Source organism: Pseudomonas sp. PS01299 (assembly GCF_029960145.1).
Taxonomy (GTDB): Bacteria; Pseudomonadota; Gammaproteobacteria; order Pseudomonadales; family Pseudomonadaceae; genus Aquipseudomonas; species Aquipseudomonas putida_A.
This window is the reverse complement of the sequence record NZ_JASCPO010000006.1, coordinates 32430-48317: the sequence shown is the minus strand read 5'-3', so window position 1 is coordinate 48317 and position 15888 is coordinate 32430. Positions and strand designations below refer to the sequence as shown.

Genomic DNA, 15888 nt, shown 5'->3' with positions numbered 1-15888 from the left:
ACATAATAACCAACGTCCTCTCGCTAGTGCAGTAAGACATACGCGAGAAATGTGATACCACCCGCCAACGCAAGTATACCCAAGACAGTCATTGCCTTTAGCGACTTGAGTGACGCCTGATGAGCGCGATTGGCCTGTTCGATCTTCTGCGCCAGTTCACTAATCGTATAGTTCAACGCTTCATTAGCAGCTTGACGTCCTTCGTCGTACTGGACCGGGGTCAGGAAATTGAGCTCGGTAAGCTTCAACAGGATTTTGTCTCGCCCATGCTCGAACTGGTCAGGGGAGAGGATCTTCAGCTCGCCGATGATTCGCAGCACTCTATCCTGGCCTTCTTCCAAGTGAGTCAGCTTCTTTTCGAGATCGGAAAAGCGTTTGTCAAAGTCATCAAACTTGCCGTAACAGTCCTTGATGAGTTGCTTCTGTTCATTGGACAGTGATGCTAGGGCGCCATTGCTCGCATTAATCTCCGAGCGCGCATCGTTTATCGCTCGCAGAATTCCATTGAACTCCGTTACTTGGGAGGCTTGCTCCTCAAGCGAACCTATGACTTTGTTCAGTTTTTGTAAGTCGTTCACCACTCGATTCCTTTATAAACAGTCGTGAGCTTGGCGAGCCTCGTAAGCAGGGGAGTCAAAAGCTGATGGTAGGAATAGGGATCCTCGAATTCGGCATTTATTATTTCAAGGAAAGGCGATTCGGGGAATTTTTCATTAATCAACCTTGCGAAACGGCACTGGGCATCAACCGAGAACAGCGGTTTGAGCTTCAAGGTATCCCGGATCAACGCTTCGACCTGTTCACTGCACTGCTGTTTGAGACGCTCCAGGGACGAGGCCATGCGCCGCTCTCCATCAGCGTCATCGAATTCATCGGTCGTCAGACGGAGTATGCCGCTTAAGTAATTCAGGCAGATATTGTCCTTGTAGGACTCCAGAAAGCGCGAGAGTTGCTCTTTCAGAGTGGAGAGCTTCGCTGTGCTGATGATTTCCTTCGAGTCGGATGCGCTATCTTCCTCAAAAAAGATAGATAGCCAGACAGAGGTGTCATCAGGATTTTCCGCAAGGTGAGCCATCAGATGGCTGGACTCGTTGAACTTGAAATAGCCTTCCAGGCGGTTCTTGAAGTCCTCCTCACTGATCTTGCCGGCCGCCAGATCGCTGCATTGCTCATACACTGTTTTTAGTGACTGGCGGCGGTTATACGCAAAATGATCGTATGACCAGAGGAGTAGAACAAGAAAGATGAACTGGTTTTTGTCGATCGTCCCCTTGTCCAAGCGCTCGCACAGGATCCTGTGGTACTGATTGCTGCTTTGGAAGATGTCGCTCAGCTTGAAGCTGGTATCGTATTTTCTGAGCTTAATCTCAAGATTCTTCTGCAGTTGCTCTTCATCGGGGCAACTGAACTCGATCGTCAGCCGGCCCTTGAAGAAATCTTCAACGAGCCAGTCTAAAACGATGCCGAGCTGGAAGAGTCGATAAACCGCCTTTTCAAATTTGAATTTGTCAGTACCAAACTGGGAGGCGCTTGCTGAGATGGTCTGGACATCGCTGTTCTGCAAGAAATACTGATAGATTGCGGTCAGCAGCTTGAACTCATCATTTATAGTGTCGAGGTTTTGCGTCATCAGATAAAGGTTGGTGTTTACATCGCTTTCGCGGCTCAAACCTTTGACGGACTCCTTGAGCTCGGCCACCGAGGTTGCAGCATCCCAGACCTTGTCCAACAGGCCGATATTTCGTTCCTTTGTCAGAAGTACGTAGCAGTCGGCAGGGGCGTCTGTAAACAATCGTTTGTTCCGACCCGCCCGACCGGCCTCCTGGTAGAGGGCTTCCATGGATCCGGGAATGCCATAGTGAACGGTATAAGCAATGTTCCCTTTGTTGACCCCCATGCCAAAGGCTTTGGTGGCGGTCAGCAGGCGGTATTTGCTGGCCTTGAAGTCGTTTTGCACCTCTCGCTTGTAGGCATCGAATGCGTCGCCCCCCATGCTTCCGCTTGACGGCGCTGAGCCTGAAAAAAAGCGGACATCCATGCCCAATGTGGAGGAGAGCTTTCCTGCCAGCTTGTAACAGCCCTTTTGCCCGTTGACGGTCGAAGTAAAGATGATACCAGCCTTCGATCCTTGCTCTGCCGAGGCAGATCCGTTCCACTTGGCCTCCATCTCGTCCACCAGTTGGATCAGTGCGTCAGTCTTGTGGCCCCGGTCATCAATCACATGAAATGACAGCTCTTCCCTGGTGTAATCAAGAGGTGTGCGCACATTTTCATCAGGGATGTTGAATTCCGACTGAATGTCCTTGAGAACATTGACGGAAGCGGTTGCGGTCAAGCCGATGTAGCTGGCATCGGGAGCGAGCCTCTCGATGGTGTTGGCCAGATTTAGGTACGAGGTTCTGAAGTCGTGCCCCCACTCGGATAAACAGTGGGCCTCATCGATCACGGCATAGGCAAAGGCACGATCAAGACCGATGGCGGTCATCTCACTTCGGAAGCTCTGCGTCTGGAACCGCTCCGGGGAGATAAACACGAGGAAGTATTTGCCCCGCCCGAAGTCATTCTGGATCCTAATTTTCTGATCAGGCTTCAGATCGCTGGTGATGAAATTGCTACGCATAAAGCCGATGGTGTCCAGATCAGCCTTCTGGTCATACATCAGGCTCTTGATTGGGCAGACCACGAAACTGATAGCGGGCTGCAGGACCGCAGAAAGCTGATAACAGATCGACTTGCCTGCTCCGGTTGGTAACAGACCGATAGTGCCTTTCCTCGACAATGCGGAGCCGATGATTCCGAGCTGACCCTCTCGAAAATTCACATCGTCCAGCAGAGGGAGGAAAAGGTTTCCGAGGAAGAATTTCAACGCCTCCCTCTGACTGCTTCCCGGGCTTAAATCGAGTTGATAGCAAATGGGCTCGGAGCACGACATCTCGAAGAAGTCGTAGTCAACAAGCGCGCAATTCTCCATGGAGAGCGCATTGGAGTTGGCAAAGCAGCGATAGAAGTCGAGGTAGTGAGTACGTGCATAGATGACATTTGGGTTGACCTGGAACGAGTCATCAAAGCGCTCCAAAATGCTGAAATCTATTAGTAGGGCATCGTCCGAGGGGAAGCTTACTGAGTTTTCGATCTCCTCCAGATCCACTTTAAGCTCCAGCTTCGGCAGCCCCCTGAGCGTCAGTAGCTGCGACAGCAGTTCTGCCAGATCTCCGATGCCTTGATGCGCGAAATCGATACCGTCGCGGTTTAGGAAAGCAAGCTTTTTTGCTTCACCCAGCCGGATTTCGCCACATTCGATCAGCTCCAGAACAAGCAGTTGAAAGCGGATCGCAGCCGTCAATCGAATGCTGGGGCTGCCTATATCGACACCCTCGTTGTAGGCGAGCCGGTAGTCCCGGAGAGTCAGCCCGTTGGGAGGGCTCAGTATCCCCTCTTGTTCAAGCCGGTCAATCATTCTCATATGATCGACAGCGCTGGACATTTTGCCGATGAAGCTCTGACTTTCGGTGGCAATCTCTTCGGTTGTGAATCGAATGGTTTTCAAGCCAAGTGTCTGGGTGAACTCATCGCGGCCTTTGTCATCCACTGACGCTTCATGCTGCTTACCATCAATTTCGAAGATCAGTCCCGCCTGCGGAATGAAAAAATCTACCTGCCGATTTTGGAACTGATCGACGTAGACTTGCGTCATTTCGAAAATATTAACTTCGGGCAGGGTAAGCTGTTTGACGAATTGATATTCACCAAAATACTTCCTCATCAGCTCGTCAAAAAAGCGCTTGGCCGGATAGTTTCCGGTTCTGCTATCTCCTCTGATCAACCGTCGCCAATCAAGAGGCTTGGGCGAAATAAGTGCTTGGCTGGCAAACTCCAGTCCGCTCTGGCAGTACTTGAGCCCAAACGCACTCCTCAGTCTACGTGAGGCGATAGTGGGCTTGCCACGCTGGAGCATATTCCTGAGGACATACACAACATCGAGGATTGGCTTCGACTCAGGTTCCGATGCAATGGAGTAGGATCTCAGGTTGTGGAAAACGAAGTTGTGGTTGGTGTTTGCGTAGTTTGCACTGAACTTTTTGCTGACCAGACGTGCTCTGCCTGAGTGGCGAGGTGCATCAGTCCTTACGCTAGCTACCTCAGGCAGCCTCTGCGTTGAACTGTAAAGGTTTTGAAAGAGCTGGGCGTTGTGTTGTGCTTCGGTACTGTTGTGCTCGCATTCGGCCCGGTAAAGGGTCTTGACCAGTGTAAAGATGAATACCCGCGCCCTGGGATACGCCTCCGAAAGCGCCCGGACAATGTCGCCGGTTGTGGCGCCTGAAGTTAGTACATCGTCGACAACCAGGAAGGTCGGTCCGCTATCCTCTTGCGACACCGCAATGCTTGGGGTTGCGATATACGCGCCGTGCGCCTGTTGGGCACGTTCCTTTGCCGAGCACATCGTTGACTTAACAAATGGGCGGCTCTTGTGCAGGCAATCAGGGCGGTAGTCGGCGCCGATCGAGGCGGCCAGCCTGGCGCCGAGTAGATCTAATGGGGTGGTGTTGGCAGAGGTATCCAGCTCCGCATGGCCGAAGGCCCTTACGACGAAGTCTATTGGTGGTAGGGAGTCGCAAACCTCCAGCGCTTTGTTGATCCAGCGTTCAACCGCTTTTTTCTCGTGATTTTTGAAGGCCCAGACTTCCTGCTTGATGTCGCCTAGATAGTAGCCTAGGTGGAGTCTGTGGCCGTTCTGAATGAGGTTGGTGCGAAATTGCTTCGGCTGGTTATGACCGATGCTGGTCTCGATGCACTCAAGTATTTCGGCCGCGCTTGATCGGTGAGTTCCGATATCAGGAGCCTCTCCCCAGCCGGTTGCGAAAAACTTCACCTGGGCATTGAGTGCACACTCTCTATCCTGCTCGCTATCGCCGATATAAATCGTTTCTTCGCAGGAAACTCCGAAATGCTGTCGTATCTTTTCGACGCCGTCGCTTGCCGGCTTGCGATTCCGAACGTCGTGATACGCAACGATGTAGTCAACGGCAAGTTGAAAGTGCTTTAGAATATTCCGAACATAGTTCAAAGGAGAGTTTGTAAAAAGGGCCACCTTGATGCTGGCGGCGCGGGCTGTGTTAAGTAAGTCAACGGCTTCATGATAGGGTGTGCAGCGCTGGATATTGGACTCCACTTCCCTCCATCTTTTTTGGGCACGCAGCTCCGCTACGGCAGAGGTATCAACAAGCGTTCCATCTAGATCGACAATAATGCATTTGATCATAGAGAACTTCCTGTTTCCCTCGACCTTTCTTCAAAGGATGCTGCCAGCTGAGTGAGCTCCAGGGAGATTTCCGCGTAGGTGTCACGTGTGTATGGCGTTGCTATTCCGGAATTCACCAACTGCTGTGTGCCGCTGATCTGTTCGATGCCGAGGTCCGGATACCCGGCGGCGCTAGCATTGGGGACGTAGACCTTGCGATGCATGGAGTTGGCCGCCTTGACCGCGTGCATGGTTCCGCCGTCGATGGCCGTCTCAATGGCAAAAACCGCCCGCGTGAGTCCTGCCTGAATGCGATCGCGCTTGGCGAAGAAGGCAGGAATTACTTTGGTGCCGGGTGGGTTTTCCGAAACCAGCAGACCGCCCTGGCTAAGTATCTGTTCTGCCAAGCCACGGTGATTGGTCGGGGCTATACTGATCAAGTCGACCAGTACCGCTACGGTATGGCCATGGTTATCAAGGGCTGCGCGGTGTGCGATGGCATCAATGCCGAGAGCTAGGCCGCTGACTATGCAGAACCCTTGTTTGGAAAAGTGCTCCACCGTTTTGTAAGCGATTATTTCGCCTAGTCTGGTGTTGTTGCGGGTGCCGACGACCGCAATGGACTTGGGATATTTTATAAGGTCGCAATTGCCTTTACAGAACAGTAGCGGTGGCGGGTCGGAAAGTGAATTGAGCTGGCTGGGATATTCGGCAGAGCCGTAAACCAAGACATGGATTCCCGCTTCATTCCATTTGGAGATGGACTTCTCATAGTCCAAGCTCAACACGTCATATTTACCGCTGGCGAATAAATCTTCGACTGTCTGCGTTATCGAGCTGCTGAGTTTTGGTACCTTAGCGAAATCTAGCTCGCGAATCGTCTTCAGGTTGTTAGCGTGGTAAAACTCAATGAGTTTCACCAAGGTGCGGTTGCCGACACCTTTCAAGCTTCGAATTACAAGAATGTCTGTTATTCGCACTGAATTTCCTTATTTCTCTCTCGCCAAACAAAGAGATGACTACCAATCCCGGCATTTTCGCATCGGTAGGATCGCTTTTTCAGATGCCAAGTGCAAATCAAAAGATTTGGGCTGTCCGCTTGCATTCACAGTGTTCATGGGGAGCCTCGTCGCGTCCAACTGCCCTGAGCTCATAGACTGTAAATGACCGTTTTTGTCCGATTCTGTTGAAAAAAGAGCTGCCGGCAGAATCGCGCTCTAAGCGAGCATGGGGGAGTCAAATCAGAACTGTGGCCCAGTGCATTGGCCGTTGAGCATCCGGCCATAGCAGGCCGCTTGGGGTTGCGCTGCGCCGGTGCTGCCATGACACTCACCATTGACCACTGCGCCGATGCAATCCTGTGCGCGGTATACCGGATGCCTGTGGGAGTTCAGCTACCTGACTACACGTACACGAACCAGGTCATTGAGCGTTTCATCGAGTTTTTTAAAGCCTAAATCCGACATAACCGCAACATAGCTCGCCAATCCAGTCCCTATACTCACGACAGCAAGGTCCGATACGTCTGGGCGCGAGAGCATGGCCAGCACTGCAAGCCGCACCACCATCTGGCTATCCTGTTGAACTACGATGCCTTCAACGCGCTGGGTAAGTTTGAGCCCGGCAGGGACAATATGTTCAACCGTCTGGTGGAGGCCTGGGCCAGCGCCTTGGGCCTATCAGTAGGGGCTGTCAGCGGCTTGGTCGAGATCCCGCCGAATCCCTACTACCACTTACGTCGTGACGACTTGGTTGGGCAGGCTGTGTTCTTCCACCGAACAAGTTATCTCTGCAAGTCGGCTACCAAGGTCTTTGTGGATGGCAGCCATGGCTTTGGCTGCAGCTGAAGCTGAAGCTGAGTACAAACGCTGGATCACGACAAAAAATAAGTAATTGGGGGCCGTGCCGATGACCGCCCAGGCATCAGCCAAGGGCAGTCTATCGGACGGCGTGCCTATAGAGATTACAGGTAGCCTCGTTCAGCCAACGACACGCAGCCTTCACATCCCACGACGACATGATCCAATATCTGAGTGCCTACCATGTTGAGGGCATTCTTGAGGGTTTTAGTCAGTGTGCGATCGGCTTGGCTGGGTTCTGGATCGCCAGAGGGGTGGTTGTGAACCAAGATCACGGCTGCCGCGTTGTGCTCCAGAGCGATCTTGACTACTTCCCGTGGATATACGCTGGCCCCATCCAGCGTGCCTCTGAACAGTTCTCTAAAGCCTATAACCCGGTGCTTGGTATCGAGTAGCAGCAAAGCAAAGACTTCGTGCTCATGGTATTGCAACAGTGTTTGCAGGTGGCTGAAGACCTGCTTCGGCTCAGTCAATGCTCTGCCTTTAGACAGACGGCTCATTGCCAGTTGTTGCGCCATCTGCAAGATATCGGCTTCGGTAACCGGGGAGTCCATGACATAGGTTCCGGTCGTCTCACCTGCTTTGAGCTTGTGATATTTCATGGGGATTCTCTTGAATTGGAAGACTTTGGGTCAGGTTGGAAGTGTGATCAGTGGGCGCGAGCAGAGTGGTCACTGCCGCTTTGGAGGGATTTGGATTCCAGCTTTTGTACCAGTGAGGTTTTGGCAGGGGCCGCTGGTTTGGGGGCGGCTTCTGCCTTGCTGGTCTGATCTTCAACTGCGGGGAAGAACTCCTCGACGATGGCCCCGGTGTCCTCATCGCTGTCTTCAAAGGCTCCGTTGCTAAAGCCCTGTCGTGCCGCTTGATCCAAGGCGCTCTGGTCAAATCCCGCTGCTTGTCGGGTTTCCTCCAGTTGCTTGGCTGCCAGTAAGGCGTCTTCTAGGCTTAGCCCGCTGCGTACTGTGATATCCACGTAGAAGATCGGCGTGCCATGGCTCTGACGGGTGGATTTACCGCGTAGACGCAACTCCAGCAGCAGGCAGGCCAGGCGATTGCCGGAGATGGCTTGCAGATAATGCAGGCGCGCTGCCAGGGTGCGGATGCTGTTGTAGCCCGTGGTGCGAAATACAAAGCTGCCCAGCGGATCGTCATCGCCAATCACCACGTTCAGCCGGCCGTAAGGCTTGCAGGCATTGCCTTGAGCCAGTGAACAGCCATCCGGTGACGGGCAGGGCAACGACTGGATGCCGTCCTTGGTCAGACGCTTGCAGGTCTCACCATTGCCGACGCACAAAGGCCTGCCAGTGTTTCGGTCGAACAAGCTGTAGTCAGCGCGAAAGTTCAGATCCGGCTCGTTGAACAGCAGCCGAATCGGAATACTGCGCAGCTTGCCGTCCTGGCCATTGCGCAGTTCCTCATTTAGCGGATGCAGCAACCAGCCGTCGCGGCTTTGTACCTGCGATGTAATGGTGAACTGATCGTCTTTTTCGGGCAGGCGTTTACCGTTCTTCTCGACGACCTTACCAATGGAAATGCGACCGAGCACGGGCGGGGTGATAGCCAGACCTTTGAGCATGGGAGTTCTCCTGCATCTGAAATAAAAACGCCACCGAGACCGCGCAAACGGCCAGGGTGGCGTTGGAGAGAAAGGGCATGGGAATAAGGGAGAAGCGAACAAACGTTCAGGCCAGCAGAAAACGCCGACTGCCAGTTTTGGTGGTTGCGTAGCGCACTTGCAGATGGGGCTTTTCTTTCAACAGGCGGGGGATATCCAGGGCCATGCTGTCTTTGGCTTTCTTCCAAGTGATGCAGCCGGTGGCGAAGGTCGCCCGACTGGCCTCGCCCATGGCCTGTTGCAACATTTGCTTGAGCTGAGCTTCCTGCTTCTCCTGCAAAGCAATCGATTCGCGCACGCTCTGCAGTTCAGTAAAGGTCGTACAGAGCAGTATGTCCTGGCTGAAGTCCACGCTCTGCCCACTGTCCTGTGGATAGAGACAGCGCAACGCCTGCTCCGCTGAGGTAGATCCGTCTGCCGGCGGCGGGGTATCACTGACTACGTAATCCCAGAACAGTCGCTCCAAGTCGATCAGCCGAGCAATCAGTGATTCGTCGCGTTCGATACGATGGATTTCCAGGTGCTGACCACCGAGCAGTACCGCCACATCAGCGGCCTGCTTGCCGGTGACGGCGAGCTGGTGCATGACTTGCAGCTGCACATACTCGGGCACACCCTCCTTCCAGAGGCGTGCGCCGTTTATGCCGGCGGTTTTACATTCGAGAATCTGTACTTCTGACGCGCCGATTACTTCACGGTCGATGTTGGCTAGCATCCAGGGCAGTTTGGGATCAGGATGTTGCAGCACCGCATTGACCCGCCGCACCCGATGACCACTGCGCCGGGTGTAATGGGTTGCGACAATCGGCTCCAGTATGTTTCCCCAGTAAGCAGGGCTCTCTTCATCTTGTGGATCGAGCTTGGGTAGTGAGGTATCACGGCCGGTTTTCTCCAGCCACAGCTCCAGCTGGGATTTGTAAGGGTTCAGGCCCACGGCTGCGGCGGCATCCGAGCTGCCGATACCTTGTTTACGCACGGCCAACCAGTCCTCGCGCGGCAGTTGTTTAGTCGCCACCAGACGTAAGGCAGGACGGGGTTTGCTGCTGGGATGTTGCAGAGTTTGTGTGCCCATGATGTATTCCTGTGCGGCATAAAAACGCCCGGCCAGCAGAGCTGACCAGGCGCTTTAATCATTGAGTGGGTGAGTGGAGCTAGGCGGCGAGTTCCAGTGCGGCCTGCAAGGCGCGTTGTTTGATAACAGCACCTTGGCCAAACCAGGCCGAGTCCATGCGGTATTCAGTACTTCGGGAGCGTCGCTCGTGATCGACATACTCCGTCACGGCGTTGAGCAAGCCCCACGCAGTTCCTTGTGCTGATTCAAGCGTCGACCCACGACCTTGGCCTTCATACAGGCTCTGCACCTTGCGCAGTGCTCGCTCATTTGGCAGCACTTCGGGCAGTTTGCTAGTGGGGGCTACGTCGCAAAGTACACTCATGAAGTAGCCCGTCGCCTCAAGCCAGTGCACCTTGCGCTCCGCCAGATTTTTCATCCGGTACATGAAGTCGTCCCATTGCGAGACGGCGATGCCCAACTGCTTTTTCACTGCCTGCGGATCGAAGCGGGTGTTATGTGGCACCTTGATCGCGCGGGTGGTGCCATCCAGGGCGATGGTCAGCGTGTTGTTGCAGACCACGCGCACTGTGGTCGGAGTGGCAGTAGTGGCCAGGGTGCCATCGCAGGAAGTAGCTAGCAGCAGATAGCCATTCACCTGGTCGTTACCCTTCAACGTTGTACCTTGCCCAGTACGGGCCAGGGCCCAGAACTTGCGACCGCCTTTGAGTACTCCAGCGGTTTCCAGCTCGTAGCCCGAAACTTCGGTGAGATCTCGATAGAACTCCAATACTTCACGGGGCTGCACAACCTGGTAGCGATTGGAGACCACTGACAACGGGGCCTTGGTGTCGGAGCGATACAGCACCTTCTGTTCAGGGAAAGAGTGAATTGAGCCCAGAGCCCCGATGCTCTCGGATTTGAAATGAACGGGGCTGTCTTGGATTTTCCAGTCCATACCCGCTTCACGCTGCCAGACTTCGAGCGATTGTTTCGGGGAAAGGCGACTGCCCAGACCATGCCAGGGAGTGCTGCCAGCGAAAGCCATAGTTTCGACGAGATGAGCCATGGAAATGATTCCTTGCGAATGAATGGTAAAAGCGTCGTTTCATCAACAAACGTCACCTGTTCACAACGGCTTAACGGTTGACGCTGAAGCTGTAACCGCAATGCAGGCATTGATAGTTGTGAAGGATTTTTTCATCAATCTGCTCACCCAGCGTGGCCCCAGCGACCCCGCCAGCCACTCCGCCAAACAGACCGCCCAGCAGCGCACCGGCAATGCTGCCAATGGCGATCCCTACCGGCCCACCGACCACTCCCAGTATGGCACCGGCCTCCGCCCCCGTTAGGGCTCCAGCGGCTCCACTGGCCGCACCTCCTGCTGCACCAATCAAACCACCCGCTTGTTTACCCACATTTTTAGTAATCACACGACCAGAGTTGCAGCTTGGGCAAGGCGTATACATAAAAATTCCTCTCTTATTACTGAGTCCACGTATCACGCAGAAATGCTGAATGACGCGCTCATCGTTGAGCGTTCATCTGGGTGATATAGGTCTGAGATTTTTTTGAATGAGGCTTGCCGAAACAACGTCTCCGCGAGGGACGTAGTGGGCGGTATCTGAATGTGAGGTTTGGCGTTATGGGCTGCTATTTTAGCTATTAATAGCTGGAATAGTGCTGGCTAAGGGGGAGAGGCATTCTGTTTTGAAGGAGTGCAGAGTTGCTGTCTGTCAAAGTGGTGAGCTCCAAAAGCGTAACGTTAGCAAGCGTTACGCTCACGTTCTTTGAGATTTGAGTTGCTGCTTATAGGATTGCCTCGTCCAGTCCTAAAGGGTGCAATGATGTTTAATGAAAAATCAGAAACATTGGTTATGCTTCGCTTGAAAGATGTTTTAAAACGAACAGGTTTTTCTAGGTCAACTATTTATAACAAGCTTAAGGTGGGCTCTAAACATTATGATGCGAAATTCCCAAGGCAGATACGTGTTGGGAAAACATCTGTGCGATGGATTGAAAGCGAAATAAATTCGTGGATGGAAGAGTATGTGAAGCTGTCTAGGCAGAGTCAAGGCTCAATGGCGGAAATTATATCTGCAATGGTTGTTTGATATTAGTTGTTTGTATTTATGGTGATTTATGTATTTTAATTTTTTTAGGCAACAAAATGCAAAAAAATCTAATTTCGGAGATGATTCATATCCGAGTTTGTCGCAGTTTCCCTTGTTGGATGCTGCAATAAATGAGGCTCAAGCAAATATTCAGGCCCCACGGGGATTGATTCAAAATGCGGCCCTAACCGCGATTTCTGCTGTCTTGCAGGGCCATGTAGATGTTCGTAAACCTAATGGTCAGGTCGGTCCGACCTCGCTGATGCTTCTTGCTATTGCTGACTCGGGTGAAAGGAAGTCAACGGTTGAGAATGTTTTCTTGAAGCCGATTAGAGCCTTTCAGGCTAAGCAGTGCGAGGAGGTGAGGGAGAGTCAGTCGGTGTGGAAGATTAAGTACGATACTTGGACGGTTCGACGTAATGGAATATTAAAAGCGATTATGAAAAAAGCATCAAAAGGTCTTCTTGCTGACGAAGAGGAGAAGGTCTTATTGGCTTTAGAGAAAGAAGCTCCAGTTAAACCAAAAGAATTTAAGATTTTGTATGAAGACTCAACCTCTGAGGCTTTGTTTCATGGGATGTACGAAAACTTACCTACGGCTGGTTTGATTTCAAGTGAAGGTGGCGGTGTTTTAGAAGGGCGCGCCTTCAATGACCTATCAAAGCAAAATGCCATTTGGAGTGGTGACTCAATCACAATTGATCGTAAGACGGCGGAAAGCTTTGAACTTGTTGACGCGCGGCTGACAGTCTCTCTTATGGTCCAGGAAAGCGTATTTTCGAAGTACATGGCTCATAAAGGCGGAGTGTCTAGGGGGTCTGGTTTGTGGGCGCGTTTTCTAATCTGTCACCCAGCTTCAACACAGGGGACTAGGTATGTAAGCACTCAGGCACCGTCCTGGTATCATCAAACACAATTTGCCTCGCGGTTGGAGCACTTTCTTGAGGCGGGCCTTATTTATTTCAGAGGAAATAAAAAAGAAAAAGAAGTGATCGGATTCGACTCCGAAGCGGCTCGGCTTTGGGTGGAGATTGCGAATGATATTGAGTCAAGGATGTGTGCAGGTGGAATACTTTATGGACTAGGTGATCATGGCTCAAAGTTAATGGAGGTGATTTCTAGGTTGGCTGCATTGCTTCATAGTTTTGAAGGGTTTGAGGGTGATATTTCGACGTCAACCTTGCAGGTGGCAACGGATCTTGCTAAATGGTACTCCAATGAGTTTATAAAGTTGTTTGGGCAGAACTCTAAAGAGAACAATGAGGAGCAGGAATTAAATTGCTGGCTAGATAATTTTCGTAAGGTGGGTAAACGTTTTGTTAAGAAAAATTATATTTTGCAATGCGGGCCTGGGAAGTTTAGAAAGAAAGCTGCTCTTGAGCATGTTCTTTTGCGTCTAGTAAATAACAGTGCTGTCCGGATTTTGAATTATCCTGGTGACAAAACTGTTTATGTCGATCTCTGTCCTTGGCAGGGTGGTGTGTAGATGATGCCTGGCTCTTCTTGGGGTACTAACTTTTTTGGTTGTTTTTGATATTTAGCGTTAGGTGTTTGCGAGTTGCGTGAGTTTGTTTCTCTCGTTTTTATAGAGCGCATGTTCAAGGTGGCTATTGTTTGATTATGTATTACTATTTAATTAGGTTTGTAGTTTGGTTGTTTAGTTTAATTGAATAAATTGACGAATGTTTGGTTGAATAATAAATTCAATCAGTTGTGCAGTGGTTGGTGGTTGTGATGGTCGATTGATCATTTGTCAGTAGCATGGCTCCCCAAAGTCATGCTGCTGGTTTATTGAGGGGCAATGAGTGATAAGTGAAATTGACTGGATCGATAATGAAGGTGCGTTAGATCTAATGGTTGAAGAAGTCGGAGGGGTTCCTGTTTTAAGGGTAGAGGAAGGCTTGGTGTTGGAGTTGCGTTCTATTGAGAAGTTAATGTGTGAGCTTGCTGGTAGTAAGGGGTTTTTATTCACTTCGTTTACTTGTAGGCGCGACGGGGTAAAGGTTAAGGCTGAGAAGCTTGGTCGCTATTTTGTTGGCAAGCTAAAGAGGGGGAAGGGAATGCTTGAGCAGTACTTCCCCTCTCATGAAGTTAATCCTTATGTGGAGGTTTTCTTCAGAAGCGTTGATCGAGTTAATGATCTTCATTCGCTCAAAGTCTGGCCTACGTTATGCAATGGAGCAGCTGAGGCTTTTTTAGTTCGAATGAATATTCTCGTAGAATTTGTTCGGTTGGAGCTGTCCAGTGATGCTTTTAAAGGCGTTTTGAAACGATTCCGCAAAGCGTCCCTTAAGCGAATTAACAGCTTGGAAGGTTATATAGATGCTCTTTTTGCTCAGCACTCTAGGATGCTCGTTGTGCGCGTTGATTTGTCTTATCAGTCAGGCTTTGTAAGTGGTCGTGAAGATTTTTATAGCGATGTTAAAAAGGTCAAGGCACATTGGGCGAAAATGCAGAAAGACCTTCATAAGGGCATTCCAGTCGATGGATTGTTAGGCTTTGCTTGTAAGCTGGAGTACGGTCAGCTAAAGGGGTTTCATTTTCATTTGTTGCTTTTTTATAATGGATCAAATCATCGCCAGGATGGGGTTTTGGCTAGAATGGTTGGTGAGTATTGGCGAGACTCAATTACGGCAGGAGCAGGGCGCTATTTCAATTGCAATGCTGTTAAAGAGAAATATAGATATCTTGGAGTAGGTATGATCAGTTTTAATCAGTTGGACAGGGTAAGCGCTTTGAAGAATAGGGTAGCTTCCTACCTGACCAAGGTGGACTATTGGATACGACTATCCCCTGAAAGTGGCAGATCATTTTTCCGAGGAAATATGCCTAAGTTGAGGTCTGTGAAGAGAGGGCGCCCCAGAGCCCCTGGGCCGGTTCAGACGGCTCCTCACGTGGCCATCTAGGTATGTCTCATGGCCTATTAGTTTCAGGGCTTTAGGCTGATGATGGTAGCTGCGGCAACGGCTAACTTTGCCGTGAAGCCCCAGTCTGAACTTTCTAACTCTTTTATCATAATTATTCTTTTGGCTTGAGGTTTTTTAGTTTTTTCTTGGTCTCCCTGCCAGAAGTATTTTGCCGCTTCATTGATAAGAATTAGTGCGGTGGATGCATGTTCTGGGTATTTAGTTAAGGCTTCGCCAACTGGCATCTTTGTTGACTTTATTTCACGGTAGTGCTCGTCGGGTAATATTGCGAAGGCGGATTGTTCGAGTACGTCTTTTCCCTTGAAGTTGTATTTTTTCTCTAGGTGTTTTTTTATTTTATCGATAAGCTCTTTTCGCTCCTTCTGTGAAGCGATATTTGCCTCGGGGATAAATTCATCTGAGGCTTTGTTTAACTCGAAAAGGTCGTCTGATTCCCATTCTTGGCGTTCGATATTTTTCTGCTCTTTGTCGGTGTCTGCTATTGTATCAAGGATTTTATTTGAGTCCTCTGTTCTTATGAGTATGTCAGTCTTTCTAATTGTTATTTCTTTCATCTGGTTGATTTCGGTTTTTGAGGTGATAAAGAAGTCTGCGTCTATTATGAGGGCTGGAAATGGTTTTAAGCTTGTCTTTAACAGCTCATGTGCTGAAGCTTGCGTGAGGTCTTTTCCGCGTTCGTAATAAATGGAGGAATTAAAATTGTATTTTGAAATCTCATCATAATTTACTATTTCCTCCCAGTCGGTGACGCTTATGGAAATAAACTTTATGTCTAAATCTACTTTTGAGTGATAATCGTGATCTGCGCAAAAAGGCGTACCTTTATGCTGCTTTGATAGGCTTTGTGCTGTTCTGGGCTCATTGTCATTTAGAACGATAGCCGAGCCGGATACATGAACTGCAACCGTTCTTGGGCAGCGGCATAGAAGGGGGGGCTGCAGCTTTTCAATTCTGTCTTTGAATTCACTTTCGGAGATGCTGTGCTCCTCAAGAAATTCAGTTACTGATATAACAAGCCCTTTGTTTTTCATTTGTAATCGTGTCCTTGTGTAGCGCTGCTAGTCTTTTCTCAGGGCGGTTGGA

12 protein-coding genes and 1 pseudogene are annotated in these 15888 nt (G+C 50.6%); 4 read left to right on the top strand and 9 right to left on the bottom strand.

Annotated elements, in window-relative coordinates; translation table 11 throughout:
- Window positions 1-23: 23 nt before the first annotated feature.
- The 3 genes from QMX91_RS02975 to QMX91_RS02965 are packed head-to-tail and all read right to left on the bottom strand — an operon-like array spanning window position 24 to window position 6219.
- Window positions 24-578 carry a hypothetical protein gene (locus QMX91_RS02975; RefSeq protein ID WP_138763807.1) on the bottom strand — a complete coding sequence of 185 codons (555 nt, stop codon included), beginning with the start codon at window positions 576-578 and terminating at the stop codon, window positions 24-26.
- On the bottom strand, window positions 575-5260 hold the full coding sequence (locus tag QMX91_RS02970; protein WP_198848260.1) for a RecQ family ATP-dependent DNA helicase: 4686 nt from the start codon (window positions 5258-5260) through the stop codon (window positions 575-577). Before QMX91_RS02970 ends, QMX91_RS02975 begins: the two co-directional genes overlap by 4 nt.
- Complete coding sequence (locus QMX91_RS02965; RefSeq protein WP_138763809.1) at window positions 5257-6219, bottom strand: DNA-processing protein DprA; 963 nt, start codon at window positions 6217-6219, stop codon at window positions 5257-5259. Before QMX91_RS02965 ends, QMX91_RS02970 begins: the two co-directional genes overlap by 4 nt.
- A gap of 393 nt (window positions 6220-6612) precedes the next feature.
- On the opposite strand from QMX91_RS02965, the pseudogene QMX91_RS02960 reads away from it, so the two are divergent.
- Window positions 6613-7086, top strand: a pseudogene (locus tag QMX91_RS02960) (inovirus-type Gp2 protein); the annotation flags it as partial.
- A 116-nt stretch (window positions 7087-7202) separates the two neighbouring features.
- On the opposite strand, the gene radC reads toward QMX91_RS02960, so the two are convergent.
- The 5 genes from radC to QMX91_RS02935 all read right to left on the bottom strand — a co-directional run bounded on the left by radC (window position 7203) and on the right by QMX91_RS02935 (window position 11233).
- Window positions 7203-7700 carry a DNA repair protein RadC gene (gene radC / locus QMX91_RS02955; protein WP_138763810.1) on the bottom strand — a complete coding sequence of 166 codons (498 nt, stop codon included), beginning with the start codon at window positions 7698-7700 and terminating at the stop codon, window positions 7203-7205.
- Window positions 7701-7747: 47 nt separating this feature from the next.
- Complete coding sequence (locus QMX91_RS02950; RefSeq protein ID WP_138763811.1) at window positions 7748-8674, bottom strand: hydrolase or metal-binding protein; 927 nt, start codon at window positions 8672-8674, stop codon at window positions 7748-7750.
- 106 nt (window positions 8675-8780) lie between these two features.
- Window positions 8781-9785, bottom strand: coding sequence for a lambda-exonuclease family protein (locus QMX91_RS02945; protein ID WP_198848259.1), 1005 nt, complete (start codon window positions 9783-9785; stop codon window positions 8781-8783).
- Between the two features lie 79 nt (window positions 9786-9864).
- On the bottom strand, window positions 9865-10833 hold the full coding sequence (locus tag QMX91_RS02940; protein ID WP_138763999.1) for a DUF932 domain-containing protein: 969 nt from the start codon (window positions 10831-10833) through the stop codon (window positions 9865-9867).
- Window positions 10834-10903: 70 nt separating this feature from the next.
- On the bottom strand, window positions 10904-11233 hold the full coding sequence (locus QMX91_RS02935; protein ID WP_106120176.1) for a hypothetical protein: 330 nt from the start codon (window positions 11231-11233) through the stop codon (window positions 10904-10906).
- 378 nt (window positions 11234-11611) lie between these two features.
- On the opposite strand from QMX91_RS02935, the gene QMX91_RS02930 reads away from it, so the two are divergent.
- From QMX91_RS02930 to QMX91_RS02920, 3 genes are all read left to right on the top strand, one after another.
- Window positions 11612-11878 carry an AlpA family phage regulatory protein gene (locus QMX91_RS02930; protein ID WP_233098096.1) on the top strand — a complete coding sequence of 89 codons (267 nt, stop codon included), beginning with the start codon at window positions 11612-11614 and terminating at the stop codon, window positions 11876-11878.
- A 28-nt stretch (window positions 11879-11906) separates the two neighbouring features.
- A complete protein-coding gene (locus QMX91_RS02925) occupies window positions 11907-13364 on the top strand; it encodes a YfjI family protein (RefSeq protein WP_198848258.1) in 1458 nt (485 codons plus the stop codon).
- Between the two features lie 367 nt (window positions 13365-13731).
- The gene (locus QMX91_RS02920) at window positions 13732-14784 is read left to right on the top strand and encodes an inovirus-type Gp2 protein (RefSeq protein WP_233098095.1); all 1053 of its coding nucleotides are present in this window, start codon (window positions 13732-13734) and stop codon (window positions 14782-14784) included.
- Window positions 14785-14807: 23 nt separating this feature from the next.
- Here the strand turns inward: QMX91_RS02920 and QMX91_RS02915 are convergent, their stop codons facing one another.
- Complete coding sequence (locus QMX91_RS02915; protein WP_198848256.1) at window positions 14808-15836, bottom strand: hypothetical protein; 1029 nt, start codon at window positions 15834-15836, stop codon at window positions 14808-14810.
- Window positions 15837-15888 lie beyond the last annotated feature (52 nt).

Excerpts from the sequence above, each read along its gene's own strand:
- QMX91_RS02970 (WP_198848260.1), bottom strand. The coding sequence starts at position 5,260 with ATGATCAAATGCATTATTGTCGATCTAGATGGAACGCTTGTTGATACC.
- radC (WP_138763810.1), bottom strand. The coding sequence starts at position 7,700 with ATGAAATATCACAAGCTCAAAGCAGGTGAGACGACCGGAACCTATGTC.
- QMX91_RS02950 (WP_138763811.1), bottom strand. The coding sequence starts at position 8,674 with ATGCTCAAAGGTCTGGCTATCACCCCGCCCGTGCTCGGTCGCATTTCC.
- QMX91_RS02945 (WP_198848259.1), bottom strand. The coding sequence starts at position 9,785 with ATGGGCACACAAACTCTGCAACATCCCAGCAGCAAACCCCGTCCTGCC.
- QMX91_RS02940 (WP_138763999.1), bottom strand. The coding sequence starts at position 10,833 with ATGGCTCATCTCGTCGAAACTATGGCTTTCGCTGGCAGCACTCCCTGG.
- QMX91_RS02935 (WP_106120176.1), bottom strand. The coding sequence starts at position 11,233 with ATGTATACGCCTTGCCCAAGCTGCAACTCTGGTCGTGTGATTACTAAA.
- QMX91_RS02930 (WP_233098096.1), top strand. The coding sequence starts at position 11,612 with ATGTTTAATGAAAAATCAGAAACATTGGTTATGCTTCGCTTGAAAGAT.
- QMX91_RS02925 (WP_198848258.1), top strand. The coding sequence starts at position 11,907 with ATGTATTTTAATTTTTTTAGGCAACAAAATGCAAAAAAATCTAATTTC.
- QMX91_RS02920 (WP_233098095.1), top strand. The coding sequence starts at position 13,732 with ATGGTTGAAGAAGTCGGAGGGGTTCCTGTTTTAAGGGTAGAGGAAGGC.
- QMX91_RS02915 (WP_198848256.1), bottom strand. The coding sequence starts at position 15,836 with ATGAAAAACAAAGGGCTTGTTATATCAGTAACTGAATTTCTTGAGGAG.